Origin of the sequence: Sphingobacterium sp. UBA7249, from assembly GCF_002472835.1 — a bacterium.
GTDB lineage: Bacteria > Bacteroidota > Bacteroidia > Sphingobacteriales > Sphingobacteriaceae > Sphingobacterium > Sphingobacterium prati.
Genome location: NZ_DKST01000030.1, coordinates 260,389 through 286,404, shown reverse-complemented (window position 1 = coordinate 286,404; position 26,016 = coordinate 260,389). Strand labels below are relative to the sequence as shown.

The 26,016-nt window shown below is 38.5% G+C and carries 20 protein-coding genes; 12 read left to right on the top strand and 8 right to left on the bottom strand.

What is annotated here, in order from left to right:
* The first annotated feature begins 41 nt into the window (after positions 1 to 41).
* On the top strand, positions 42 to 1,412 hold the full coding sequence (locus tag B4A24_RS22700; protein WP_293947231.1) for a nucleoside permease: 1,371 nt from the start codon (positions 42 to 44) through the stop codon (positions 1,410 to 1,412).
* Positions 1,413 to 1,465: 53 nt separating this feature from the next.
* Entirely contained in the window at positions 1,466 to 2,764 is a 1,299-nt protein-coding gene (locus tag B4A24_RS22695; RefSeq protein ID WP_293947230.1) for a mechanosensitive ion channel family protein, read from the top strand.
* Between the two features lie 422 nt (positions 2,765 to 3,186).
* Here the strand turns inward: B4A24_RS22695 and B4A24_RS22690 are convergent, their stop codons facing one another.
* The 3 genes from B4A24_RS22690 to B4A24_RS22680 form a co-directional block, all read right to left on the bottom strand.
* Positions 3,187 to 4,746, bottom strand: coding sequence for a calcineurin-like phosphoesterase C-terminal domain-containing protein (locus tag B4A24_RS22690; protein ID WP_293947229.1), 1,560 nt, complete (start codon positions 4,744 to 4,746; stop codon positions 3,187 to 3,189).
* A 475-nt stretch (positions 4,747 to 5,221) separates the two neighbouring features.
* The gene (locus B4A24_RS22685) at positions 5,222 to 5,641 is read right to left on the bottom strand and encodes a hypothetical protein (protein ID WP_293947228.1); all 420 of its coding nucleotides are present in this window, start codon (positions 5,639 to 5,641) and stop codon (positions 5,222 to 5,224) included.
* Between the two features lie 174 nt (positions 5,642 to 5,815).
* The gene (locus B4A24_RS22680) at positions 5,816 to 6,388 is read right to left on the bottom strand and encodes a C40 family peptidase (RefSeq protein ID WP_293947227.1); all 573 of its coding nucleotides are present in this window, start codon (positions 6,386 to 6,388) and stop codon (positions 5,816 to 5,818) included.
* Positions 6,389 to 6,691: 303 nt separating this feature from the next.
* Between B4A24_RS22680 and B4A24_RS22675 the strand changes: the two genes are divergently transcribed.
* Positions 6,692 to 7,588: an EamA family transporter gene (locus B4A24_RS22675; protein WP_293947225.1), complete on the top strand. Its 897-nt coding sequence runs from the start codon at positions 6,692 to 6,694 to the stop codon at positions 7,586 to 7,588.
* A gap of 139 nt (positions 7,589 to 7,727) precedes the next feature.
* On the opposite strand, the gene mtaB is transcribed toward B4A24_RS22675, so the two are convergent.
* Positions 7,728 to 9,050, bottom strand: coding sequence for a tRNA (N(6)-L-threonylcarbamoyladenosine(37)-C(2))-methylthiotransferase MtaB (gene mtaB / locus B4A24_RS22670; RefSeq protein WP_293947224.1), 1,323 nt, complete (start codon positions 9,048 to 9,050; stop codon positions 7,728 to 7,730).
* 347 nt (positions 9,051 to 9,397) lie between these two features.
* On the opposite strand from mtaB, the gene B4A24_RS22665 reads away from it, so the two are divergent.
* From B4A24_RS22665 to B4A24_RS22655, 3 genes are all read left to right on the top strand, one after another.
* Positions 9,398 to 10,219 (top strand): thymidylate synthase, encoded by an 822-nt coding sequence (locus B4A24_RS22665; RefSeq protein WP_172396780.1) that lies wholly within the window; start codon positions 9,398 to 9,400, stop codon positions 10,217 to 10,219.
* Positions 10,220 to 10,288: 69 nt separating this feature from the next.
* Entirely contained in the window at positions 10,289 to 10,783 is a 495-nt protein-coding gene (locus tag B4A24_RS22660; protein WP_293947223.1) for a dihydrofolate reductase, read from the top strand.
* A gap of 44 nt (positions 10,784 to 10,827) precedes the next feature.
* Positions 10,828 to 12,036 (top strand): serine hydrolase, encoded by a 1,209-nt coding sequence (locus B4A24_RS22655; protein ID WP_293947221.1) that lies wholly within the window; start codon positions 10,828 to 10,830, stop codon positions 12,034 to 12,036.
* A gap of 179 nt (positions 12,037 to 12,215) precedes the next feature.
* Here the strand turns inward: B4A24_RS22655 and B4A24_RS22650 are convergent, their stop codons facing one another.
* Positions 12,216 to 13,223, bottom strand: coding sequence for a D-alanine--D-alanine ligase (locus B4A24_RS22650; RefSeq protein ID WP_293947220.1), 1,008 nt, complete (start codon positions 13,221 to 13,223; stop codon positions 12,216 to 12,218).
* A 146-nt stretch (positions 13,224 to 13,369) separates the two neighbouring features.
* Here B4A24_RS22650 and B4A24_RS22645 point away from each other — a divergent pair, with 146 nt between their 5' ends.
* From B4A24_RS22645 to B4A24_RS22620, 6 genes are all read left to right on the top strand, one after another.
* Positions 13,370 to 14,320 (top strand): PASTA domain-containing protein, encoded by a 951-nt coding sequence (locus tag B4A24_RS22645; RefSeq protein WP_293947219.1) that lies wholly within the window; start codon positions 13,370 to 13,372, stop codon positions 14,318 to 14,320.
* Positions 14,321 to 14,413: 93 nt separating this feature from the next.
* A complete protein-coding gene (gene mltG, locus B4A24_RS22640; protein WP_293947218.1) occupies positions 14,414 to 15,454 on the top strand; it encodes an endolytic transglycosylase MltG in 1,041 nt (346 codons plus the stop codon).
* On the top strand, positions 15,454 to 15,861 hold the full coding sequence (locus B4A24_RS22635) for an acyl-CoA thioesterase (protein ID WP_172396774.1): 408 nt from the start codon (positions 15,454 to 15,456) through the stop codon (positions 15,859 to 15,861). Before mltG ends, B4A24_RS22635 begins: the two co-directional genes overlap by 1 nt.
* A 1-nt stretch (position 15,862) precedes the next feature.
* A complete protein-coding gene (locus B4A24_RS22630) occupies positions 15,863 to 16,831 on the top strand; it encodes a YihY/virulence factor BrkB family protein (RefSeq protein ID WP_293947217.1) in 969 nt (322 codons plus the stop codon).
* Between the two features lie 263 nt (positions 16,832 to 17,094).
* A complete protein-coding gene (gene rpsA / locus B4A24_RS22625; RefSeq protein WP_172396772.1) occupies positions 17,095 to 19,026 on the top strand; it encodes a 30S ribosomal protein S1 in 1,932 nt (643 codons plus the stop codon).
* A 99-nt stretch (positions 19,027 to 19,125) separates the two neighbouring features.
* Positions 19,126 to 19,965 (top strand): sulfurtransferase, encoded by an 840-nt coding sequence (locus B4A24_RS22620; protein ID WP_293947216.1) that lies wholly within the window; start codon positions 19,126 to 19,128, stop codon positions 19,963 to 19,965.
* On the opposite strand, the gene B4A24_RS22615 is transcribed toward B4A24_RS22620, so the two are convergent.
* From B4A24_RS22615 to B4A24_RS22605, 3 genes are read right to left on the bottom strand one after another with little or no spacing between them, the layout of a single operon-like run.
* Complete coding sequence (locus tag B4A24_RS22615) at positions 19,966 to 21,867, bottom strand: RecQ family ATP-dependent DNA helicase (RefSeq protein ID WP_293947215.1); 1,902 nt, start codon at positions 21,865 to 21,867, stop codon at positions 19,966 to 19,968.
* The gene (locus tag B4A24_RS22610; protein WP_293947214.1) at positions 21,864 to 23,963 is read right to left on the bottom strand and encodes a ComEC/Rec2 family competence protein; all 2,100 of its coding nucleotides are present in this window, start codon (positions 23,961 to 23,963) and stop codon (positions 21,864 to 21,866) included. The genes B4A24_RS22615 and B4A24_RS22610 overlap by 4 nt, the downstream gene beginning before the upstream one ends.
* Entirely contained in the window at positions 23,951 to 25,987 is a 2,037-nt protein-coding gene (locus B4A24_RS22605) for a ComEA family DNA-binding protein (RefSeq protein ID WP_293947213.1), read from the bottom strand. Before B4A24_RS22605 ends, B4A24_RS22610 begins: the two co-directional genes overlap by 13 nt.
* Positions 25,988 to 26,016: the final 29 nt, after the last annotated feature.

Genomic DNA, 26,016 nt, shown 5'->3' with positions numbered 1-26,016 from the left:
CTTTCATTAAAGCGCAACAAAACTTTAAATAATATCGTTTTATGTCTATTAAATTAAGATTGACCATTATGAGCTTCTTTCAGTTTTTTGTCTGGGGAGCATGGTTGATTACAATAGCTAACTATTGGTTTGGCACAAAGCAATGGGATGGTACACAATTTGGCGCTATCTTCGCGACAATGGGGATAGCTTCGCTATTTATGCCAACATTAATGGGGATAATTGCTGATCGCTGGATAAATGCCGAAAGACTATATTTTGCTCTTCATTTGTGTTATGCCGGTGTTCTTTTTTATTTACCACAGGTAAATGATCCCAACACCTTTTTTTATGCAATGCTCGCCGCCATGTGTTTTTATATGCCCACATTAGCGTTATCCAACTCGATTGCTTATACCGCATTAAATGAAAACAATTATGATCTGGTCAAAGCATTCCCGCCTATCCGTGTCTTTGGAACCGTTGGATTTATTGTAGCCATGTGGATCACAAATCTAACAGGAAATAAAGCGACTGGTTACCAATTTTACATTGCTGGAACCGCAGCTTTAGCCTTAAGTCTCTATGCTTTTACTTTACCAAAATGCCCTCCTAAAAAATTACAGCAGGAAAATGCGTCTTGGACACAACTGTTGGGCCTGGAAGCGTTTAAATTATTTGGAAACTATAAAATGGCGCTGTTCTTTATATTTTCCATGTTTCTGGGGGCCGCACTGCAGTTGACCAATGCTTACGGAGATGTATTTCTGGATGAGTTTAAATTCTATCCGAAGTTTACGGAATCTTTCGTTGTGAAATACTCAACCATCATCATGTCAATTTCACAGATATCCGAAACACTTTTTATTCTGGCTATCCCATTTTTCCTGAAGAGATTCGGAATTAAAAAAGTGATGTTGATTTCAATGTTTGCTTGGGTCTTGCGTTTTGGGCTTTTCTCTTTTGGAGACCCGACAGGTGGGTTATGGATGATTGTACTTTCCTGTATCGTCTACGGAATGGCATTTGACTTTTTTAATATCTCAGGCTCCTTATTTGTGGAGACATCTACCACTTCGCGTATTCGTAGCTCCGCCCAAGGTCTATTTATGATGATGACGAATGGTTTTGGCGCAGTATTTGGCAGTTTTACTTCCGGTTGGATTATTGACCATTATTTCACTAAAAGCTTTCAGAGCGGGCAAGATCTTGCGCAATACCTGGACACCAATATCAACGACACGCATTTTCTGAATTTTCTGAAGGAAAAAAGTATCGCCTTATTGCCTGACGGCACCTTGAACAACACGATTATGCTCAAGGATTGGCACGATATCTGGCTTGCCTTTGCAATCTATACCCTGGTGATCGCGGTTCTTTTTGCACTATTTTTTAGACATAAACATGAGCCTGAATCGCTAAATTCGAAATAACAAAAAGCCGCAAATGCGGCTTTTTGTATATTTGCAGGATGCAAAATACATCAATGGAATTGTTAACGGATTCTCAATCCCAAATTTACAACTGGACGTTTCAATGGATTAACAAGCTAGGTCTGGATAACCAGACCAATCATTTTATCAATTCCATTGTTTTATTATTGCTGGTTGTCTTATTTCTGATCATTGTCGATTACTTCAGCAAAAAAACGCTTCTACTAATTACCATTAAAGCGATCCGGAAAAGCACGAACCGATTTGATGATTTATTAATTCGGAATAAAACTTTAAAACTGATTGCTCATTTTGTTCCCATATTGGTTGCGCAATATATCATCCCCATTATTTTTATGGGTTTTCCGAATTGGAAAGAAAACATAAACAAATTGCTGGCTATAGCAACCACCGTCGTCAGTTTATTGATCATCCATTCCTTATTAAAAAGTATCCGGGATATCCTGCGTACCAAAAAGTCCTTTGCCGATAAACCTTTGGAGAGCTACTTACAAGTCTGTCAGATTATCATGTACTTTATTGGCGGTACCATCTGTTTCTCAATCTTGACGGGAAGTTCTCCTTGGTCATTTTTATTGTCATTGGGAGCTGCCTCGGCAATCCTGATGCTTGTCTTCAAAGACACGATCCTGGGTTTTGTCGCGAGTATACAGGTATCGGCCAATGACTCGATCCGAGTGGGAGACTGGATTGAAATGCCCAAGTATGGCGCTGATGGGACTGTAAAGGAAATCAATCTCAACAATGTCAAAGTACAAAACTTTGATAAAACCATCACGACCATCCCGACGCATACACTATTGTCGGATTCTTTTAAAAATTATAGGGGCATGCAGCAATCTGGGGGAAGAAGGCTGAAAAGGGCGATTAATATTAAAATTTCCACAATTCGCTTTTTGGATAACAAAGAGATCGAAGGGCTAAAGCATATACAAATTCTCCGTCCTTATATCGAAGACCGTGCTAGGATAATCGATGAATTTAATCGTATTCATCAGATTGATCCTTCGAGTCCAATTAATGGCAGGAAAATGACCAACCTGGGCATGTTCAGAGCTTATGCACTGACGTACTTACGCCAGAATCCCAATATCCACAAGACCATGCCCCTGATGGTGCGTCAATTAGCATCAACAGAACATGGCGTTCCGATCGAACTTTATTTCTTTGTGAATGATATACGTTGGGAATATTATGAAGGTATTGTATCCGATGTTTTTGATCACCTCTTTGCCGCTACAAAATATTTTGACCTTGAAATCTTTGAAAATCCTGCTTCGGATGATTTCAGACAATTTGTAAAGACGTCAAAGATCAGCGTATTAAATTAGCACAGAGACCAACACCCTCAAAAACAGTGAAAGGTAACCCGGGGAGATTACCTTTTCACTTTAAAAACAAACTAAATTTTTAGACGTGTTTCACAACAGATCTACACATTAACCCTAACTCTTTATGAATCAAAAATTACTCTACACAAATATAGGACTGCAATGTTAAGTCCATCTTAAGGAAACTTTAAACTTCAAACAATTCTATAAATAGTTATTTAAATATTTATTGTACTGCATCTACAGTCAGATACGCACCTCAGCCTCCTCAGATGAAGAAGTCTGTTTTCTAGACCTGATCCTATCGGATTGGAAGATAAGACCGCGAAGTTTTGATCTCTTTCAGATAGACCTATAGCATTTCCACAACATAAAAGGCAATCGTGGGATTGCCTTTTATGTTGTAAAAAATGAATATTCAATTATTCTATCACAATACTTTTTGTTGCAAAATGTTCTCTATTGAACATATCAATTGCCCTGATTTCTAGCTGATATTTGCCCGCCTTAAGTTTGGGTAAATTTGTCATCCACAAATGACTTGATTTTTCTGGATTGGACGGGCGACGAGTAGTCATTAATTGCTCTGCCGTATCGTATTTCGCTAGGGATCTTAAGAAATTAGGATCGCTTTCATTGACATATTCCATCGCTTTCCAGTCACCTTGATTGATTCTGTAAGCTACATGATCTCCCTCCCTACCAATGAAGAAATTCGCGTAGACCGGATATCTTTTCGTATACTTTTCCGGTACTACCGAAGCTCCATACACGTCGATCTGATAACTTGTTGGTTTACCGACGACTTTATAATCAAAACTGTATTGATTACCCTCAATTTTCAGAATGGCATACCCCTTTGGTGTACCGTCACGCATCGTCGAGACAGGAATTCCCTTATCATTCAGTTCGCCAGAATACCAATCGCCTGATGTGGTTCCAACGTTATATTCGTGGTGCGGATTTTCCTGTTTCCAGCCGTCTTTCTGTCCATAAAAATATTGACGCTGGAAATGGGTGTGTGCTGAAAGCGAAAGTGTGTGCTTAAACGGCGCTAAAATATCAAAAAGACGCTGTCTGTCCTCATTACGGAACACATTGGAGTTTTCATGATATAAAGGTATATGGAACGAAAGAACAATTAATTTGTCTTTATCGACCTGTTTTAGGTCATTTTCAACAAAATCCAATTGATCTTTCCGAAAACCACCTAAATACCCCTTTCCAGTTCGTGGATTAGGATAGATGATGTTATCCAATACTATAAAATGGACCTTTCCATAATTAAAGGAGTAATTATTGGGACCAAAAGTGCGCTCAAAAGATTCATCAGAAAGACTGTCTGTCTTGGCATCATAATTCATGTCATGGTTTCCCATCACATTGTACCAAGGTAATCCCATCGTAGAAATGACTGACTTATATTTCGGCTGAAGGGAGAGATCGTCTCCGACCAAATCACCAAGACTGATCCCAAATTTGGCAACCGATTTGTCCGTAATCTCATTAATGATACCTTCCTTGAAAAATCTCAATTCTTCTTCAGTATAGGCCTGTGGATCACCGAAGATAAAAGCAGAAAAATTGGGTTGTTCGTCTTGTTGATACAAAGCAAAGTTCACTGCCGCTGGAATTGTTCCAGTAGCCACTACTCCTGGGTATTTTGACGCTGGGCTTCCATTTGTTTTATGGGTATAATAGAATTTTGGATGGTTATTTTCATCTACTGGCACGGCATATCCAGCAGGTTTAACAACAAAAATAATATTGTCACTTCCAACCGGCAATTGGTAGTTACCATCGTTATCCGTAGCCACAACTTCGCGACCGTTACTGACAGAAACAGATGCTATCCCTTTTTCGTTCTTATCCAATTTTCCGTTTTTGTTTACATCAAGATAAACTTTTCCCTTAGCAAATTTTTGTGCTTGTACTGACTGGGCTAACGCCAAAGAAATAGCTAGTGCCAAAAATGTTTTCATGTTGAATGTTGATTTTTACTGCTAAAGTACCCTATTCCCATTAAGGCAATATAAATTGAATATAAAGAATTTGTAAATATAGCTTCGCTTCAAATGCAATCAACATAACAAATAGCAGTTATTTAAATAGCATTTTATAGGTACTTAAATCAGACTTTATTTGTATTCATCCGAATGAGGTCTCTCTTAAGTCCGTATAAAATCCCTATCAGCTCCTTGTTATATACGAATTTATCTTCCGCTTAACCTAACACTGTTTCGTATCGTTTCCTCGAATTTCCTACTGTGGTATTTGTAATTTTATTTGATTTATTTCCACCGAACTCCCGTTATTATGCCTTTGAATTATTGGCTATATGTCTGAATTAATTGGTCAATTGGCGATATCAATAAAAAAAATTAGCCTTGAAATTAAAAAAAATAAGGAGAAACTAGTCCTTAGTTTCTCCTTATTTTTTAATAGATATAATTATGATTATCTTGCTTGTGCTGTCGCCAACATACGGTTTACTTCATCTATCATTGATTTGGCCGCATCGTGCATCCGTGGGTTACCTGCAAAATCTGCATCCAAGGTCACATGCTTAGATTTATCTTTGTAGTTATATTCTAAGTAGAAACGAGGTACCTTCGAATTTACAGAGTCTTTCTGCCATTCCGGACCAGTCATATCCGTATCTAAATTCCAAAAGCCTAACTCCATCGCTTTGCGGTGCAAATACAGGAGATCATCTTTCGTAAATTTTACAGTATCTGTAATTAAAGAATCTTTTTTGTCTAAATATTTATAGATACGCGTTTTTGAATTATATTCATTGACCATATGATTCGGCTCCCCGTATTTGAATTCTACCGATTCAAAATCTGCAAAGCGGAATGGTGCATTTTTAATCATATTGCTATAATAATAAACGCAATACATTAAAAATGGCACAATAATACAAAGGCCCAGAAAAATCTTTTTACTCTTTATTGTCATTTCTATAAAATTTTGACAAAAATAAGGATTTATATAGGGTATAAAAGTTTATATCAAGATATGACATAAAACCTACATGGATCTCTGCCACTAAATATTGGGGGAACCCGCGTCCACAAAGGTTTTGGCGTACCAGCTATCTGTTAGATCAGAAATAATAACGCCTTTGCGTGTCGAGACATGAACAAATTTGTTATTGTGCAAATACACGCCGACATGGTCTATTCCATTTCTACCGAAAGAGAAAAACACCAAGTCCCCTTCTTCCAATTTATCAGTCCTTTTTCGTTTTACCACACCTTCCATATCTCGCGATGTTCGTGGAAGATTACCCTTGTACACTTGGATATAAAGCAGGTTAACAAAACCCGAACAATCTACTCCGCTTTTGGTCTGCCCACCCATACGATGCGGTATTCCCATCCAGTCATCAATAAATGAATAGAGTTGAGGGTTTAACTTTTTTGCATTCACATTCAGTAGTGAGGCGTAATTATCGAGGCGTGATCCCGAAAAAATCTTTCCACGTGCCGAACTTGCATCTGTCAACACCGTACCATTGGAAGAGTGAGATCGGGAGGTCAATACTTTTTTCTTCGTTGAACAACTGCTCAAGAATACTAATATGCTTAAAAATACGATAAAATAAGATCTGGCAATCATTCTGTTCGATTTACTTTCCTGTAAAACAAACTTAAATAAACTACTCTTTATATACAATATGTTTATCTCTTTCCTAAAAAACATTTTATCCATTCCGTCTAGTTTATAAATTATTACCCACAACAGACTATTTTCATACCTTAATAAGCTTACTGACTACAATCAGCGTTACTGGTACTTCCATCAATGTCCTGAGCTTAATTATCCATGGACTCCTGTATCGATCCATTTTCTCAACAAGAACGTTGAATCGGAAAAAGAATTGTTCGGAAATCGTAACTTTGCACCTTAATTTGTTTGAGAATGGAAAAATTAAAAGGTGCATTAGCAGTCTTTTTAGGGGCGAGTAGTTTTGGAATACTATCAACATTTGTAAAAAAAGCATACGGCCAGGGACTTACTTTGGGTGAGGTAACAGGGATTCAGGTGTTATTCGGCATGCTTATACTTTGGCTTATCTTTATTGCGATCAAGCTATTTACGGTCACAACCTTCCAATCTTCAACAAAAAAATCTTCATGGATCAAAATCTTGATTAGCGGCACCTCCACAGGACTAGTAAGTATTTTATACTATAAGTGTGTACAGCTGGTACCGGCTTCACTCGCAATTGTACTGCTCATGCAGTATATCTGGATTGGCGTGGTCATTGAGTTTATCTTTTTTAAAGCTAAACCATCCAAGAATAACCTGATCGGTATTGGAATCGTGCTGATTGCGACATTATTGGCAACTGGACTTATCGAAAAAGGATTGAAGGATCTTAACTTAACTGGCGTCCTATTTGGTCTTCTGGCAGCCACAGCTTATTCGGTTTTTATGATCGTGAATGGCCGCGTGGGCAATGATTATCATCCAGTACAGAAAAGTGCGATCATGGTAACGGGTTCCTGTATATTAATTTTTACTTTATTTCCGCCGAACTATTTGTTCAATGGTCAATTTGATGCTAATTTTCTGCACTTTGGGTTGATCTTATCTTTATTTGGGACCGTCATTCCGCCCCTGTTATTTGCTTATGGCTTACCAAAGACAGGATTCTCTTTGGGTGGAATTTTAAGTTCAGCAGAATTGCCCGTCGCCACCTGTATGTCTTATTTCATCCTACATGAATCTGTTTCATTTATACAATGGATCGGTGTTCTTTTGATCTTAGGCACAGTGATCTGGTTGAATGCTGCAAAGCGTAGTACACATTAATCAAATGCATTCATTTTCATAATACGATGATACTATTCAATAAAGAATGATCAGCGATCGTGAGAACTGCACTCTTCCTCATCAAAAAAGGGCTATCTTNNAAGATAGCCCTTTTTTGATGAAGTATAATCTTAAAAAGCTAATGTGTCAATGTCTCAGGAACTTCCTCCACCTCTACTTCACAGTTATCTGTAACTTCCATAAATTTGACGGGTACAACTTCATTGACCAACAATGGATCATATAAAGTCCTCACTTTGACATAGTTTTTGGAGAACCCGTGCATATAACCGTCTTTTTCATCAGCCTCAAACAGGACGTCCCCTTGGGCTCCAAGCTGTGATTCATAAAAAGCTCGGCGTTTCTTTTCTGAAAGGATATGCAACATCTTGCTTCTATCGCTGCGTTGCGCTCCCGGTACTGCCCCCTCCATTTGTGCGGCAATTGTATTCTCGCGTTCTGAATAGGTAAAGACATGCAAATAGGAAATATCCATTTCGTTCAGAAAATTATAGGTATCTATAAAGTCTTCGCGCGTCTCTCCCGGAAATCCAACGATCACATCGACACCAATGCAACAGTTGGGCATTAAAGACTTGATGAATGATACACGCTCGGTATATAGCTCCCTTTTATATCTCCTGCGCATCAAACTCAGAATTTTATTACTTCCGGACTGTAGTGGCATGTGAAAATGTGGGACAAATCGTTTGGATTGCGCTACAAATTCAATAATATCATTGGACAACAGATTGGGTTCTATAGAAGATATACGTATACGATCAATACCTTCAACTTCATCCAGCGCTTTCACCAGATCCAGAAATCGGTCTTCACGCTTCCCTTCCCGAATACCAAAATCTCCGATATTAACCCCTGTCAATACGATTTCCTTGACACCCGAAGCGGCAATTTCTTCTGCTTGCTTGACAATCTCTTCGATCTTTCCTGAACGGCTTCCTCCACGTGCCAAAGGGATGGTACAGAAAGTGCAGGAATAATCACATCCATCCTGAACTTTTAAAAATGTACGCGTACGGTCGCCAATGGAATAAGCGGATACAAATCGGTTGGTCTCGTCAATAGGGCCATTATAAACTATTGTTTTTTCTTGCTTGGTCAAATCATTGATATGCTCAATGATGTTGAACTTCTCGGCAGCTCCCAACACCATGTCAACCCCCGGAATTTCCGCGATTTCTTTAGGTTTTAGCTGGGCATAACATCCTACAATGGTAATATAGGCATTCGGAGAATGCTTTAAAGCTTCCTTGACTACTTTTCTACACTTCTTGTCCGCATTGTCCGTTACAGAACATGTATTGATTACATAGACGTCCGCACGGCTATTGAACGCTGTAGTATCATAGCCTGCATCTTTAAATAAACGTCCAATGGATGATGTCTCCGAATAATTCAGTTTACATCCAAGTGTATAAAAAGCTACTTTTTTATTCTCCATAATATATTCTGCAAAATTACATTTTTTTTCAGTAACCCCTCTTATCATTTTAAGTTTTGACTTTCTCGTTATAAGGATTTTCCTTAGTTTTGACTATCTTGAAAACATCAATGCCACAAAGATTAAAATTTGAATACAAAAGACATGGTCAATACGAATCGGGCATGATTGAAATGTAATTTCGATATAGAAGGCATAAATTTTAGTACAAGCCTCCCATCGAATAGCGGAAATAGCAGCCATGCGTCATAAAGAATATACTACTGAAAGCAGGCACTAACATAGCATGGGATAGGGCATTCACAATTTTAAGATTATAAAAGCAATTAATAAAAAACTATTTACAGATGAAACAATATTTAGATTTACTCAAACATGTATATACGAATGGTGTTGTAAAGACAGACCGTACAGGCACAGGTACCAAAAGTGTGTTTGGGTATCAGATGCGTTTCAACCTGCAGGAAGGATTTCCACTGGTAACAACAAAGAAATTACATTTGAGGTCAATCATTCATGAGTTGATCTGGTTTTTGAAAGGTGAAACAAATATTCAGTATTTAAAAGAGAACGGTGTAAGTATTTGGGACGAATGGGCGGATGAACAAGGAAATCTGGGCCCTGTTTACGGGTCGCAATGGCGTTCTTGGCCTACACCTGATGGCCGCCATATTGATCAGATCACACAGGTCATTAACCAACTAAAAAATTCACCGGACTCTCGTCGCATCATCGTTTCGGCATGGAATGTTGCTGAAATTGAACATATGGCTCTTCCACCTTGCCATGCTTTCTTTCAATTTTACGTAGCACCGGCACAGCCAGAAAAGGGGATCTTAAAACCGCAACTGTCCTGTCAGCTTTATCAACGTAGCGCCGATATATTTTTAGGTGTGCCTTTTAATATTGCCTCTTATGCCTTACTGACTATGATGGTAGCACAAGTCTGTGATATGGAAGCAGCAGAATTTATCCATACATTGGGAGATGCACATATTTATAGCAATCACTTTGAACAAACGGAGTTACAATTGAGCCGCGATCCAAAGCCATTGCCACTAATGAAGATAAACCCTGATGTGAAAGATATTTTTGATTTCAAATTCGAAGATTTCGAATTGTTGAATTACGAGTCACATGCACATATAAAAGCACCTGTTGCAGTATAAAAGAGCTGTTACAAAGCTTTTCCAATACATAACATCATTAGATAATACAAAAATTTACACGACACCAAAATGAGTAACCCAACGGTCACATTAATCGTAGCTGCTTCTGAAAACAATGCGATTGGCATCAATAACCAGATGCCTTGGCATTTACCAAATGACTTTAAATATTTTAAAAGAAATACCATTGAGCATTCTGTCTTGATGGGCAGAAAAACTTTTGATGCAATCGGCAAAGCATTACCTGACCGCAGGAATATTGTCATCACACGCAATTCTGATTTCCAAGCAGAAGATATTGATGTTGCCAACAGTATCCAAGAAGCACTTCTATATTGCCGGGACGAACACGAGGTCTTTATCATCGGTGGAGCAAACATCTATCAACAAGCCTTACCTCTGGCCAACAAAATACTTCTGACCCGCGTACATACGACCATCCAGGGGGATGCCTTCTTTCCCGAGCTTAATTCGGAGGAATGGGAATTGATTTCTTCGGAGCCGCATCAGGCAGATGAAAAACATGCGTTCGATTATACTTTTGAGGTGTATAATCGCAAATAACCATTGGAATGTTTAAATATTTATCGCTCGTTTTTATTTTACTTATGTCCAAGACATATGCTCAGAAGATAGATACGGTATATCTCGAAAAATTGCTTCAGAGCCGTCCTGATTTATTTCAACAGCTATTAAATCATCCGACAAAACATGAGGTGCAGATCCTGTACACCCAGATTGACCGTGATAAATCCAACATCCCACATTTTAAGTCTTATAGTTATCGGCTTAATCCCCATTGGTATTTCTATCCGGCAAGTACGGTAAAACTTCCGACAGCGATTTTAGCACTCGAAAAAATTAATGACTTACAAATTGAGGGGTTAACGAAAGACACTCCCTTACGCATTGATTCAGCTTTTGAAAAACAAACGAAAGTAACTGTAGACGAATCCGCAGCCAACGGTCTTCCTTCCATCGCCCAATATGTCAAAAAAATATTATTGACCAGCGACAATGACGCCCAAAATAGATTGTTCGAATTCATTGGTCGTGCTGAATTAAATGCAAAACTCGAAAAATATGGGAGCAAGTATAGCCGCATTGTCAACCGTCTTGCTATAGGCGACAAAGGTATTTGGGCCAAACATACCAATCCTTTCACCTTCTATAATGGTGACAACATTATTTATCGGCAAAATGCGCAATTCGATCCCAAAGATTATGATATCAAGTTAGCTAATACACTTCAGGGGAAAGGCTATATGAATGAAAAGGATGAACTCATCCATGAACCCTGGAGCTTTGAAGGACTAAACGTGTATGCATTGGAGGATCAACAACTGATATTAAAGAAATTGTTATTCCCCGAAGCATTCAAAAGCAGAGAAAGATTTAATCTGCAAAAAGAGGATTATAACCTGCTATACGATTATATGTCACGTTACCCCTTTGAATCGGACTTTCCTAAATATAACGCTACAGAATTCTGGCCTACCTATAGCAAATTGCTTTTCTATGGACGCGAAAAAGATGCAAAGTTGAATCCTAATATCCGCATATTCAACAAATACGGTGATTCTTACGGGTATAATATTGATAATGCTTATATCGTTGATTTTGAGCATGGCGTAGAATTTCTTCTTGCTGTAGTAGTGCAGTCGAACGAAAACGGCATCTACAACGATGGCATTTACGAGTATGAGACGGTCACTTATCCATTTTTGAAAAACATTGGGCAGCTTATCTATCAGGAGGAATTAAAAAGAATAAAAAAAATCAAACCCGATTTATCCAAGTTTGATTTCCGAAGATAATACAAAAACGGCATTCAAAATTTGAATGCCATTTTTGTATTATATGCCTTCTTTCCTTGATCAATCCAGATGCGCTCATTTTTACACAAGATTGCGATTTCTTACCCACACCAAATCAGGCAAGCTCCCACTACTTTGAAAAGCAGAGTATAACGACTGGACCTTTCCCCCTCATAGCATTATTGTCTTTGCAAAGCGCTTTCGATCAATTCACCATAAAAGTCCCCCTCTTTCATACCAAAGGCACGTACCTGTTGTGGGATAAAACTCTGCGCTGTCTGTCCCGGGATTGTATTGATCTCAATAAAATAAAAATTATCTGTGCCATTTTCCAGGAAGAAGTCCACCCGCACCATACCTTTACAATTCAATCTGACATAAATTTCCTTCAAAATGCGCGCCGCACGCTCTTGCTGTTCCACACTCAGGTCAGCAGGCGTAATTTCCTCTGTCAAGCCGGGGATATATTTTGCTTCAAAATCAAAAAATTCACGGGTCGTACGAACCTCCGTAGCGGGTAACACAACCAATTCACCCTTCGCATTGCGGAAAATTCCTTCCGAGAATTCACGTCCCGTCACAAATTCTTCAACAATCACTTGTCTTCCCGTATTTTCAGCATCGAACGCTTTATCAATAGCTTCCTGTAACTGAGCAGGCTCTTTTACTTTGGTCATACCAATACTACTTCCTCCAGCATTAGGTTTCACAAAATATGGAAGGGCAAGCGTATTTTCAACAGTTTTAACGGCTTCTGCCCTTTGAGTTTCGAATAATAAGACCGATTTGGCCAGGTATATTTCCGGAATATCACTTAAAATCGCCTTTGTATAACCTTTATTCATTGTCAAAGCAGACGTCAACGCATCACATGAAGTATAAGGAATATCGAGCAAATCAAAGTAGCTCTGCAACCTTCCATCTTCCCCAGGTACGCCATGCACCATGATAAAAGCGAGGTCAAAATTTATCGTTTCACCATTTAATGGTAATGTAAAACTCTCGCGCAGAACAGGGTATCGCTTACCGTCCTTAGCTGTATAAAACCACGCTTCTTTTGATATGGTAATCAGGTAGACATCGTATTTGTCATGATCGAGTTGGGAATAGACAAAGGCAGAACTTTTAAAAGAAACTTCGGCCTCACCTGTATAACCTCCAGTTATTAATGCTATTTTTGCTTTCATAAATTTTAGCGATTCGAATAGCAAATATAATTTGCTATACACGGAAAAACGAATAATTTTGTGAGGAATAATTTTATTTAATCATTCTGCAAAATTGGCTTCAATATTGCGGTTCTATGCAGAATTAATTTTTATCAAACACAGTAATGTCCAAAGTCATCCAATATCTTCAGACAGCCACGTTCAGAAAAAATCTCATTGCCGCTTTCGTTGCGATAATCTGCTTATTTCTTGCGGTATATGTTGGACTGAAAATATATACTAAACATAATGAATCCATTGCAGTTCCGAAAATAAAGGGACTCCATATCAATGCAGCCATCCAAGCATTGGAAAATGCTGGGTTAGAATACCAAATTGACTCCGTTTATCAGATGGATGCAAAACCTGGCTTGGTCATCGAGCAGGATCCTGAGCAAGGATTTCACGTGAAATCCGGTCGGACAATTTATCTGACGATTATTACTCAAGTTGCGCCAGAGGTGGCTTTTCCGAATATTAAAGATAAGACTTTAATAGAAGCTACAGCTATCCTGAAAAATCATAACCTTAAAATAGGCGATACTTCTTATGTTGCCGATATCGCGAGAGATATTGTTTTAGATGCCCAATTTGCAGGCCAATCCATTCGAAATGGCCGCATGATTCCCAAAGGATCGCGGATAGATCTTGTATTGGGAAATGGCCTAGGAGCAAATGAAGTTGAAATTCCGAACCTGATCGGGCTCCCGCTGAACGAAGCTAAATTTGCGCTTACTGGTGCAGGACTTGGCCTGGGCACAGTCACATACGATCCAAATGTAACAGATACGGCTACTGCTGTGATCAGTGTACAGTCTCCAGGCATAGAAAAGGGATTAACAAGCTTAGGTGCCAAAATAGATGTGACCCTTTCACTGACCGCCCCCTCAGCAACAACAGGTACGTCGGGTTCTTCAACAACACCTAAACCGCAGGTCAATCCAACACAGGTAAATCCACCTGCGACGAAACCCACGGTTCCGGCAAAAACAAATAATCCTCCTGCCAAAGCGACAAATACAACAGCTCCAGCAGGACAAAAAAAGGAAAATAAAAGTAGTAGTCTAGGCTTCTAAAGCTATTATGAAACCTTCATAAACATAGATCGCTTGCTTAAAATGAATCGTATGTCCGTGAAGGTTTCATCATTGATATAAAAAATCATTCTGATGGAAAATAAAAAAGGAATACCAAGCTGGTTAAAAATTATTGCACTAATCGTCATCCTTGTCGGAGGTTATTTTGCCTGGACATTTTATAAGGCTTTTTTTGCTTCAAACGTTTCTGGAGAGAAAAAATACCTTTACATTCATGAGGGAGCTAAGTATGAAGATGTCCTCAAATCAATTCAAGATTCCAGTCTTTTGGATGATATTGCATCATTCGAACGTGCTGCCCAATATAAAAAATACGAAAAAAGTGTAAAACCCGGTCGTTATCTGTTAACTCCAGGAATGAACAATAGACGTTTGATCGGTAATTTAATTGGCGGTTATCAAGAACCTGTAAAATTTAGGTTTGCCAATGTGCGGCTAAAAGAAAATATGGCCGCCTTATTAGGCAAAAGTTTTGAGGCAGATTCTGCACAATTTATTGCGGTACTAAATGATGAAACAACCGCTCAAAAATTTGGCTTTACCAAAGAGAATTTAATTTCAATTTTCATCCCCAATACATACGAAATCTACTGGAATACGAGCCCAGAGAAGGTTATTGCCCGTTTCGATGATGAATGGAAAAAATTCTGGAATACAGACCGTATTGCCAAGGCAAAGGCTCTTAACTTAACACAACAACAGGTGAGCACACTAGCTTCGATCGTCAAAGGGGAAGCCTTACATCAAGATGAAATGCCCATGATTGCCGGTCTCTATTTGAATCGCCTAAAAAAAGGCATGCTGTTACAGGCCGATCCAACCGTGATCTTTGCAAATAATGACTTTTCGATCAGAAGAGTATTAAATAAGCATTTAAGAACAGATAATCCTTATAATACTTATATATATAGAGGTCTGCCCCCAGGTCCTATTTCTATCCCAAGTATTGCTGCAATTGATGCCGTATTAAATTTTAAACAACATGATTATATTTATATGTGTGCAAAAGATGATTTCTCAGGATACCATAATTTTGCAAAAACAGAAGTAGAACATCTGATCAATGCGCGCAAATTCCAACAAGCCTTAGACGCACGAAATATCAAGAAATAATGTTTGTATTTGACCATCAGCTTCGTGTCCGTTATGCTGAAACAGACCAAATGGGTTATGTTTATTATGGCAATTATGCTGCCTTCTATGAGATCGCACGGACTGAAATGCTGAGAAGTACAGGAATATCCTATAAGGAACTGGAAGAAATGGGCGTTATGCTTCCGGTCACTGAGATGAAAACAAGATATCTCAAACCGGGCAAGTATGATGACCTGATAACGATCCGAGTAACAATTCGTAAGAAACCGGCGGTCCGTATTATTTTTGAATATGAACTTTTTAACCAAAGTGGAGAGTTGCTCAATCAAGGAGAGACGACACTGGTATTTGTCAATATGGAAAAAAACAAACCTTGTATGCCTCCACAGATATTTCTGGATAAGATGAGTAAATACTTTAACTGATATGGGGAAACTCCACCAATGGCTATTAAACGTTGAACCTTATTTTAGATTAATCGAATGGAGCAAAAGGGTGGTTTTACCCGGATTCGGTTCGCTACCCCTTTATACTGTAGCGGTGTTTTTTTTTCAGGAGCTCTCCCGAGATTCCATCGTCAGTAAAGCTTCGTCATTATCGTATAGTTTCCTATTGGCTATATTTCCCGGGATCATCTTTCTGTTTACGTTGATTCCGTATATCCCGATTAACAATTTTCAGGAACAATTATTGGATTTCCTGGCAGTTGTTATCCCCAAAAATGCTTTCCTTGTAGTCGAAACCACCTTAGAGGATATCATTAAAAACCAAAATGGCGGACTGCTTTCCTTCGGTTTTCTGTTTGCTGCCTATTTTGCAACAAATGGTATGGCTTCATTAATGAATGCCTTCAACAAAGCTTCCCTAATGACTGAGAAAAGACCTTGGGTGCGAAAAAGGCTCATCGCACTGACCTTGGCGTTTTTTATTATCTTCGCCTTAACTGTAGGTATGACCATATTCACTATTGCGGGAGTGACAATCGACTATATTAAAGAAACTACAGGCATTAAATCCAGTATGTGGGCTACCCTATTAAAACTCGCCCGATGGATTATTATTTTCGCTATTTATTTTTTCACAGTTAGCTGTATCTATAAGTTTGGCCCTTCAACCTCAAATAAATGGAAGTTGTTTAGCCCTGGAGCATCCATGGCTACTATATTAGCAATTTTGACCTTCTCCATCTTCACATTTTATATTAATCATTTTGGTGCCTATAATAAATTGTATGGTTCTATAGGGACATTGATTGTGATTATGTTATGGATCTACCTCAATACACTAATCTTATTGTTAGGCTACGAACTTAATGCTGCTATTGCTTTGTCCAAGCAAACAATTGTGATTGCCAAACCCCGAATTTTCAATTCATTCAAAAAAAATAACGATTAATAGTCAAGGATTCCATGAGTTAAAGAACTTTGTTCAAAGTCATTACTTGCCAAAAAACTGTACATGCAGACTAAAACAGGTCAATTGGGAACGACAAAAATAATCATGTTCCGAGGCCCTCTAACCAAATTATTCCGTATGCTCGATCACGTTGGGTATAACTGAAAGTCTGTCAATAAAATAAGAAAAATAAAATTTTGCATTAAAAGTTTTTTTGTACCTTTGCATCTCCTACAACGTAGGAAAAAGGAGAAAATTAATTAATGGCAAAAAAACAAGAAGCAGAAAAAGAATTAGCAGCGAAAAACGCAGAGCTACAAGGTGCTGACACTAAAGTAGTGAAAGACACTGAAAAAATTGAATCAGAAGCTGATTCAAACTTAATCGACGAAATCAAATCAAACACTTGGATCACACCAGAAGGTGAATTTGACTGGGATGCAAATGACAAAGGTTTCGGAAATTATAGCGAAGCTGAACGCGCTAAACTTGAAGCACAATACGCAGATACTTTTAACCAAGTTAACCAAGGTGAAATTATCGAAGGTACTGTAGTTTCTATCAACAACAAAGACGTTGTCTTAAATGTTGGTTTCAAATCTGACGGTTTAGTTTCTTTATCCGAATTCCGTGACTTACCAGAATTAAAAATTGGTGACAAAGTTGACGTATTCGTAGAATCTCAAGAAGATGCTAACGGTCAATTAGTACTTTCTCGTAAACGTGCTAAAACTCAAAAATCTTGGGAAGCTATCAATGAGGCATTGGAAAATGATGCAATCATTACTGGTTTCGTTAAGAGCCGTACTAAAGGTGGTCTTATCGTTGACATCAAAGGTGTTGAAGCATTCTTACCTGGATCTCAAATCGATATCAAGCCTATCCGTGACTACGATATATATGTAGGTAAAACTATGGAATTCAAAGTTGTTAAAATCAACCACGAATTCAAAAACGTTGTCGTATCGCACAAAGTATTAATTGAAAACGACTTAGAAAACCAAAAATCTGAGATCGTTGCTAAATTAGAAAAAGGTCAAGTATTAGAAGGAACTGTTAAAAATATCACTGACTTCGGTGTATTCATCGACTTAGGTGGTGTTGATGGTTTGTTGCATATTACAGACATCTCTTGGGGTCGTATCGAACATCCAAAAGAAGTTTTATCTTTAGATCAAACAATCAACGTTGTTGTATTGGATTTTGATGATGAGAAAAAACGTATCGCTTTAGGCTTGAAACAATTATCTGAGCATCCTTGGGAATCTTTAGATACAGCATTAGAAGTTGGTTCTAAAGTGAAAGGTAAAATCGTAACAGTTGCTGATTACGGTGCTTTCTTAGAAATCATCCCAGGTGTTGAAGGTTTAATCCACGTTTCTGAAATGTCTTGGTCTCAAAACTTACGTTCTCCACAAGAGTTCTTGAAAGTTGGAGATGAGATCGAAGCTCAAATCTTAACTTTAGATCGTGATGAGCGTAAAATGAGTTTAGGTATCAAACAATTGACTCCAGATCCTTGGAAAAACATCACTGATCGTTATCCAGTAGGTTCTAAACAAACAGCTGTTGTTAAAAACATGACTAACTTCGGTGTGTTTGTTGAGTTAGAAGAAGGTATCGATGGTTTGATCCACATCTCAGATTTGTCTTGGTCTAAAAAAATCAACCACCCTAACGAATTCACTAAAGTAGGTGAAACTTTAGATGTTGTTGTTCTAGAATTAGACGAAGAAAACCGTAAGTTATCTTTAGGTCACAAACAATTGGAAGAAAATCCTTGGGATACTTTCGAGACAATCTTCACTGAAGGTTCTATCCACGAAGGTACTGTGATCAAAGTTGGTGACAAAGGTGATATCGTAGCTTTACAATATGGTGTTGAAGGTTTCTGTCCTTCTAAACACTCTGTTAAAGAAGACGGTTCTTCATTGAAAGTTGATGAAGTAACTTCATTCAAAATCATCGAGTTCAACAAAGAGAACAAACGTTTGGTAATTTCTCACTCTCGTATCTGGGAAGAAGAGAAAGAAGAAGCTCGCAAAGAAGAGTCTAACAACCGTAAAAAAGACGCTAAAGCTGAATCTTCAGCTGTTAAAAAAGTAAAAGATTCTGTTGAAAAATCTACTTTAGGCGACTTAGACGTATTAGCTCAATTGAAAGAGCAAATGGAAAATGACAAAAACGCTAAGTAATTAGCGTTTTAAATCCATAAAAAGAGGCTGTTCCAAAAGAACAGCCTCTTTGTTTTTATAGGTTTGCTTTGTAATTTTGTATACATAAGAATAATTGTTATGTCATTCAAATCAGCCTTAATAAGCCCATCCGAACTTCAGGACACATTGACAAGAGATGAAAATGTGATCCTACTAGACTGTACCATCGATAAGGTCGGTCAATCCCTAAAAGATGCAAAATTAGCATTACTTCCAAACTCATTGTTTTTTGATATCGAAGGAAAATTTTCCGACCACTCATCTAAATTGCCGCACACACTGGTAACTGAGCAGGTCTTTGAAAAAGAAGTTCAAGCATTGGGTATTAATCAAAACAGTACAGTGGTTTTATATGATAGATGGGGTGTTTATTCCAGTCCACGTGCCTGGTGGATGTTTAAGGTCATGGGGTTTGATCAGGTCTATATTTTAAATGGCGGAGTTCCAGCTTGGAAAAAAAACAAGTATGAAATCTCAGAAAATTATAAAGAAAATCACCAGACTGGAAATTTTAAAGCTCGTTTTCAGGAAAACCTCTTTGCTGATAAGGAATATATTTTAGCACACTATAAATCGCCTGAGACAACTATTTTCGATGCCAGAAGCAAGGGAAGATTCATTGGATTAGTCGCAGAACCGCGAAAAGGTCTCAATGGCGGACATATCCCACACTCTAAAAACCTACCCTTCGAAGAATTGCTTTCGGACATTTACTATAAAGAAATTGACGAGCTCAAGCAGCACTTTGATCAGTCTAAAGCGACAGGAGATGAATATATATTCTCCTGTGGCTCGGGCGTAACGGCCTCCATACTTGCCTTCGCAGCTTATATTTCAGGGCACACAACTATCCGGGTTTACGATGGTTCATGGTCTGAATGGGGCAAAGAAGAACTCAATCTTCCGATCGAGAAATAATCAAAATAAGGTATTCCAGGAATAGAGATTGTCCTCCAGTCGAATTACTTCTGCATCTAACAGGTCACGGATGATCTCTATTCTTTTTTTTTCGCTACCGAGGGTTAAACTTCCAACCAGATCATGCAACCCCTTTGGTGCAGCCAATAAGCTGGTTTTTATCTCCGCTTTGATTTGGTTTCGTTGTCCTTCTTTGTGTATACGTATTAAACATAAATCACATACCTGGCAGAAGCCCGCATTCTTTTCTCCAAAATAAAGCAACAACGACTGGCTGCGGCAGTGCGCTTTCTCTATATAATTGATCATCCCATTAACCTGCTCCTCCTTTACCTGATGACGATCCCGAATAAAGATATGGTCAATATGCAGATGTTTATAATCAACACGATTTTGTAAAAACGTTAGCTGCGGTGCATCCGTAGAAGGGAGGTAACTTGCAATTTCCAATGCTTCGAGTGATTTTAAAAGTTCCACCACACGGCCATAAGGGACCCCAAGCTTATTCGCAAATTCATATTCATTAATCAGGATATAATTTTCAAAAACGCCACCATACACACGTAAAATCGCTTTAATCAATTTATCATATTTTACATATTGCACCTGAACTTTATACAATTCGGTGCTATCAATTTCAAATTTGAAACGTGAGGGTATTGTTACAGCTTCAGACAAGGTTAACCATCCGTCGCGCTCTAAAAATTTCAGTGCATTCATCACAGGGATCAATGGCAATTGATATTTCTTGGCAAATGTAACCACATCAAAATCCAGCGTAAGGCCCTCACCCGCTCCATAAGGCACTTGAAAATGATTACATAAATAGTGATAAGTCTGCTGAATGAAGGGAACATCGGGAAAACTAGCACTCAAGGTATCAAGGAGCTTTTTTTCATCATTCTTTTGGTAAAGAATAACTGGGTATGCTTTTTTACCGTCCCGCCCCGCCCTACCGGCTTCCTGGTAGTAAGCTTCCAGCGAATCGGGCAGATCTAGATGGATGACAAAACGAACATCGGGCTTGTCGATCCCCATTCCAAATGCATTTGTAGCGACGATAACACGAACAGCATTCGTCATCCATGCATCCTGCTTTTGATCACGCTCCTGCCCTGAAAGTCCAGCGTGATAATAGTCTGACGCTATTCCATTGTTGATTAAAATACGGGCTATTTCCTGCGTCTCTCTTCGATTTCGAACATATACGATACCTGACCCACCTAATTTATGAATAATACGCACCATCCGCCCCATTTTATCCTCTTCCTCGATAGCCATATAAGCTAAATTGTCCCGAAGGAAACTTTTGACAAATATATTTTGTTCCGGAAAATTTAGCTTCTTCTGTATATCGGTTATAACGCGTTCCGTAGCAGTTGCTGTCAATGCTAAAAATGGAATTTTGGGATGGAGCTCTTTCAGTTTTGCCAACTCCAGGTATGGCGGTCTAAAATCATAACCCCATTGAGAAATACAATGTGCCTCATCTATCGCGAATAAATTGACATTCATAAATCGGATCCGCTCCCGGACAAGGTCACTATACAACCGCTCGGGGGATAGATAAAGGAATTTTATTTTTCCATAGACACAATTGTCCAAGGTAATATCCACCTCCCTTTTTTTCATTCCCGAGTAAATGGCAACTGCTTGGATACCATTTTTTTTCAAGTGCTCTACCTGATCTTTCATAAGGGCAATCAACGGGGTCACCACGATACAGATTCCCTCCATCATCAATGCCGGCACCTGAAAACATATGGATTTCCCGCCCCCTGTTGGTAGTAAAGCGAGTGTGTCTTTACCAGAAATAACCGACTGAATAATTTCTTCCTGCAAGGGCCGAAACGATTCAAAACCCCAATATTGTCTTAAGATTGATAGGCTATCTAAAGTCATAAGCTCTCCTTATCCCAAACATACGCAAAATTATCTTTTATGATATAACTCTTTATCTTCAAACTATCCAATATGGCCTGCGCCTGCAATGACTTCCTCAAGGAATTGGAACCATCAAGGATAACCTCTCTGGGCGAAATCCCATTCAACGTAACGGATAGTTTTTGAATAGCATTCTTTCTAATTACCAGCAGATCTGCGGCTGGCAATGCATCCTTGAAATGCTCCATAACAATTATCTTTCCAATCGGCAACGCTATTAAATAATTATTCCTTCTACTTTTACCCTTTAATGGAATAAATTGTACATTGTCTTCGGAAGCCAATACTTGAATCTCCCGGCCGCAAGCATATTGCAGAGCTTTATGATTTAAAGAGTCAAACGTGCTATAGATAACCGCTTTCTTATTTTTAAAATAAGCAATTGTTAATTCGTTTTTGGTGTTATATATTCGAAATCGCTCGGTATTTTTATCTATATACTGCTGATTTATCGCTATGATCATGATCCCTAGCGTACAGAGTAGACCAAGATAGTTATACTTTTTATCCTTCCATTGATAGCCATATAAAAAACAAAAAATGGCAGCATAAGAGAGAAAGAGAAGTATATTGTCAATGATATTGATTTTAATTGTTGAAAATGCCAAACGGTCGATGGATTTCAGGCAATAGAGTATACATCCGATTAAATTCTCCAATAGGTATCCCAAGAGCTCATTTAACCAATCGATCGGGTTGATCGTCATTAAAAAACCTAAATACATCGTTATGGTCGAAGGGAGATCAACAAGTAGATTAGCCAATAAAAAATAGGTCGGAAACTGCCCAAAATAATAGAGTGTAAGCGGTGTCGTTAAAACCTGTGCCGCTATGGAAATACCAACGGTATCCCTCACAAACCGAAGCAGAGGATTTTTCACAACAATATTTTTTTCAAAGACTGGTAAAAATAATACCATGCCCAAAACCGCCAAAAAAGAGAGCTGGAATCCCACATCGGCTATAGCTTTGGGAGAAAAGAGCAGAATAACGGTTGCGGCAGCAACTAGCGCATTTAAGGTTGAGCTATTTCGCTTAAAGTGTTGTGCACATAAAACAAAACTAATCATAATAGCAGCACGGGCAATGGGAGGATCCAGACCAGCAATAAAAGCGTATATCCAAATAATGGAAAATGTGAGAACAAAAGGCAGCCAGCTCAACATCGGACGCCAGGGGAAAAATCTAAAAACTAGCGATAAAAAACCAAACAGTACGGCAACATGCATCCCCGAAACACTCAGCACATGAATTGTCCCAGTATTTGTAAATGCTTTTATGTTCTCATCATCAATGTCACTCCGAAAACCATATAACAAAGCAGCCGCAATCGAAAAGTATTCCTCTTCCTTAAAATAACGGCGTAGCTTTTTTAGAAAATATTGCCTTGTCCGCAACGCAATACCTGTAAGATTTGCAGGTCCCGGACTTCCTTTTGCAATTATTTTATAATCATCTCTGTTCAGGAAAATCTGATGATGAATATCAGATTTTCTCAAATATTCGCGATAATCAAATTCGAGGGGATTAAACGGAGGGGGAACTGTCACAATATTACTTTTTAGCCAGATCTGGTCAGCATATTGTAGTTGATTTTCCCCCGCGGATTTCATTGAAACCATCACCTTACCGGTTGTTACAACAAAACTGTCCTGAATATAACCGCCTATCACCTCAGCTGAGAATCGCGTAGTACCGGATTTACCTTTAGGCTCCTCAATAATATCCACAACATAACTATCTAACTGAAAATGCGAAAAATGATTTTGCACATAAAGTGGTTCATTACGCCAAAATTGCCAGACGGCAAATAACAAGATAAGTATATAATATCCGATAAGATAGCCATACTTAAATAATGTCCCTTTAAACAGATAGCAACCAAGTGTTATACCCAGTACGATAAACAAACCATTTTGCAGGTATTGAAACAAGACAAACGAAACCTTCAACATCGGCGCGATAAAGAGTCCAATAACATAAATAGCAGCAATCTTAAGAAGTGGAATCCGTTCTAGTTTTTGATAAAAGCCCAATTCCATCATAATTGCCATCTTAATTGTATCTTAATTTCGGACTTTCGGTTGCCCTTGATCTCATCCAGGCCCGTCCCAATTGTCTCTTTACCGGGATAATAATAAATTCCATATTTTGTCCATATATCGAGATTATGGTTTATTCTATATCTCAAATTCAAATACGTACGCCAACCGCTAGAGGCGTACATACCAAATCCCGACGCATATAGTACATCATTCTCGTAGGCATAGATCCGATTATCGTAAGTATCCGTCTGAAAATAAGCAATTCGCGAATTCAGTTGTATTTTTCCAACTTCAGGTTTCCAGAAAATGTCCTGATAGAACATATATCCTTTATTGTCATTTTCATATTCTTTCTGCAATAAATTAGCTTCCGCCCGATACCGAATTGTCCAGATTCTATTCAGTTTATATTGAAATTCTATCCGTAGCTGTTGTTTTGCGCTGTTCACCAAGCCTGATTCGGTCTGTCCTTCACCAACATAATTCACCTGTTTTAACCGATTTCGGTACCTTAATGTAAGTTGTCCCTTTTTGTACCATATATAACTGAGCTGACTAAAAAAGTCTGCTCCTACTGAACCAGTATCTGCCTGATATTTTGCCTCTGGGAACCGGAAAACATCGACATAATTGGACCAAACTAATTTTCTTGCCAGCTGGTACGTAAGTCCGGCGTAAACACCCTCTTCATTAGATGTGCTGCTCGATTCACCAAAACCCTGTCCATAAAAAGTGTGGTAGTTTTTCTTGTAATCCCGAACGAGGACTACGGTGGATAAACGTGGATGTAAACTCACGATTGCACCCACTAACAGCGCCGTACCACCATCTAAACTACTGGCATATTCTCCAAATAAATGAATATTTCGAATGGTATAATTCGTATACAGACTGATATTTCTCAGTACATCACCTTCGAAATCATACTGCTGTCTATTAGCTGTCCCCCTGAGCTTAATGACATCCAATTGGGATTGATTGAAATTAATCCCTGCTTTGAAACGATTATACCTCCATAAAACATTCAGTCCATAAGTCATTTGATGAGCAGCATTTCGATAATGCTGTTCGGTCGGTGTTCGGTGTAGTCCTGTTTTCGCAATCGTCTTAATTACCCGTGGTTCGATGTTATCATCGACATTAGCATCGATGGCACGATATGAAAAATAAGGCGTAACCTCAAACCGCCTCAACCGCAATGTTCCAGTTATTCCACGCATAAAGTCCACCTCATTTAATGAACTGTATTGTTTTATTCCTACCCCATGCCGGGCGGTATTCTGTACCAGTCCGCCCTTTCCAAAGCTCAAGCCATTCCACATGCTGAGGCCCTGACCAAACTGCAACGCATAATCTCCAACAACAAGATTCCGGACCGGACCAATCGCTTTAACGGATAGACTTATTCCATAAAAATCAAATCCCAACTTTTGCTTATCTTTAAAAAATGGCTCACCCGCGTCTTTCTCCATATTAATTGCCAAGCGAATCTTATCTTTTAGATTTGCCCGATATCGTATAGCATATCTGTTGGGATCCCCTAGATACCGAGACCTTGTGGTATCTAAAATTTGGTAGCCTTTTGTTTTCTCCAATGTCCGCCCGTAACGCAACATAAATTCATGTGAGAAATCTTTGAATTTACTCCCCGTAAATGGACTGTTTTCTCCAACTTTAACGAAAGGCACCAATAAGTTTACGATCCTCGGATCAAAGCCATCAATAGACTGGATCTCTAACACGTTAATAAAGTCGCCGGAAACTTGACGATGTTCAATCAGACGTTGTAATAACAAGGGGTCTACAAACTGTAATTCGGCTAATTCTGTTCCATCGGTCTTATTCAGATCAATTGGATGTTTTAGATAATAGGCCCACTTTTCGCTTAATTCACTTAAATCAGTATCTTCAGGTAGTTCTTCTGATAAGCTTTCGAATAGTTCTTCGAGATTGATTTTTTCATTTGTCTGCGCCATACAAGTTATTCCAATAAAATAACCTATAAAGAGCAAAATTTTGCTGCAATATTTCATAATAGGTTTTATTTAATATTGGCTAGATG

What these genes read in the sequence shown, in the direction of transcription:
- B4A24_RS22605 (WP_293947213.1), bottom strand. Translation starts at nt 25,987, where the DNA reads ATGAAATATTGCAGCAAAATTTTGCTCTTTATAGGTTATTTTATTGGA.
- B4A24_RS22645 (WP_293947219.1), top strand. Translation starts at nt 13,370, where the DNA reads ATGTCCAAAGTCATCCAATATCTTCAGACAGCCACGTTCAGAAAAAAT.
- B4A24_RS22660 (WP_293947223.1), top strand. Translation starts at nt 10,289, where the DNA reads ATGAGTAACCCAACGGTCACATTAATCGTAGCTGCTTCTGAAAACAAT.
- B4A24_RS22690 (WP_293947229.1), bottom strand. Translation starts at nt 4,746, where the DNA reads ATGAAAACATTTTTGGCACTAGCTATTTCTTTGGCGTTAGCCCAGTCA.
- rpsA (WP_172396772.1), top strand. Translation starts at nt 17,095, where the DNA reads ATGGCAAAAAAACAAGAAGCAGAAAAAGAATTAGCAGCGAAAAACGCA.
- B4A24_RS22685 (WP_293947228.1), bottom strand. Translation starts at nt 5,641, where the DNA reads ATGATTAAAAATGCACCATTCCGCTTTGCAGATTTTGAATCGGTAGAA.
- B4A24_RS22620 (WP_293947216.1), top strand. Translation starts at nt 19,126, where the DNA reads ATGTCATTCAAATCAGCCTTAATAAGCCCATCCGAACTTCAGGACACA.
- mltG (WP_293947218.1), top strand. Translation starts at nt 14,414, where the DNA reads ATGGAAAATAAAAAAGGAATACCAAGCTGGTTAAAAATTATTGCACTA.
- mtaB (WP_293947224.1), bottom strand. Translation starts at nt 9,050, where the DNA reads ATGGAGAATAAAAAAGTAGCTTTTTATACACTTGGATGTAAACTGAAT.
- B4A24_RS22615 (WP_293947215.1), bottom strand. Translation starts at nt 21,867, where the DNA reads ATGACTTTAGATAGCCTATCAATCTTAAGACAATATTGGGGTTTTGAA.
- B4A24_RS22635 (WP_172396774.1), top strand. Translation starts at nt 15,454, where the DNA reads ATGTTTGTATTTGACCATCAGCTTCGTGTCCGTTATGCTGAAACAGAC.
- B4A24_RS22650 (WP_293947220.1), bottom strand. Translation starts at nt 13,223, where the DNA reads ATGAAAGCAAAAATAGCATTAATAACTGGAGGTTATACAGGTGAGGCC.
- B4A24_RS22665 (WP_172396780.1), top strand. Translation starts at nt 9,398, where the DNA reads ATGAAACAATATTTAGATTTACTCAAACATGTATATACGAATGGTGTT.
- B4A24_RS22700 (WP_293947231.1), top strand. Translation starts at nt 42, where the DNA reads ATGTCTATTAAATTAAGATTGACCATTATGAGCTTCTTTCAGTTTTTT.
- B4A24_RS22655 (WP_293947221.1), top strand. Translation starts at nt 10,828, where the DNA reads ATGTCCAAGACATATGCTCAGAAGATAGATACGGTATATCTCGAAAAA.
- B4A24_RS22695 (WP_293947230.1), top strand. Translation starts at nt 1,466, where the DNA reads ATGGAATTGTTAACGGATTCTCAATCCCAAATTTACAACTGGACGTTT.
- B4A24_RS22680 (WP_293947227.1), bottom strand. Translation starts at nt 6,388, where the DNA reads ATGATTGCCAGATCTTATTTTATCGTATTTTTAAGCATATTAGTATTC.
- B4A24_RS22630 (WP_293947217.1), top strand. Translation starts at nt 15,863, where the DNA reads ATGGGGAAACTCCACCAATGGCTATTAAACGTTGAACCTTATTTTAGA.
- B4A24_RS22675 (WP_293947225.1), top strand. Translation starts at nt 6,692, where the DNA reads ATGGAAAAATTAAAAGGTGCATTAGCAGTCTTTTTAGGGGCGAGTAGT.
- B4A24_RS22610 (WP_293947214.1), bottom strand. Translation starts at nt 23,963, where the DNA reads ATGGCAATTATGATGGAATTGGGCTTTTATCAAAAACTAGAACGGATT.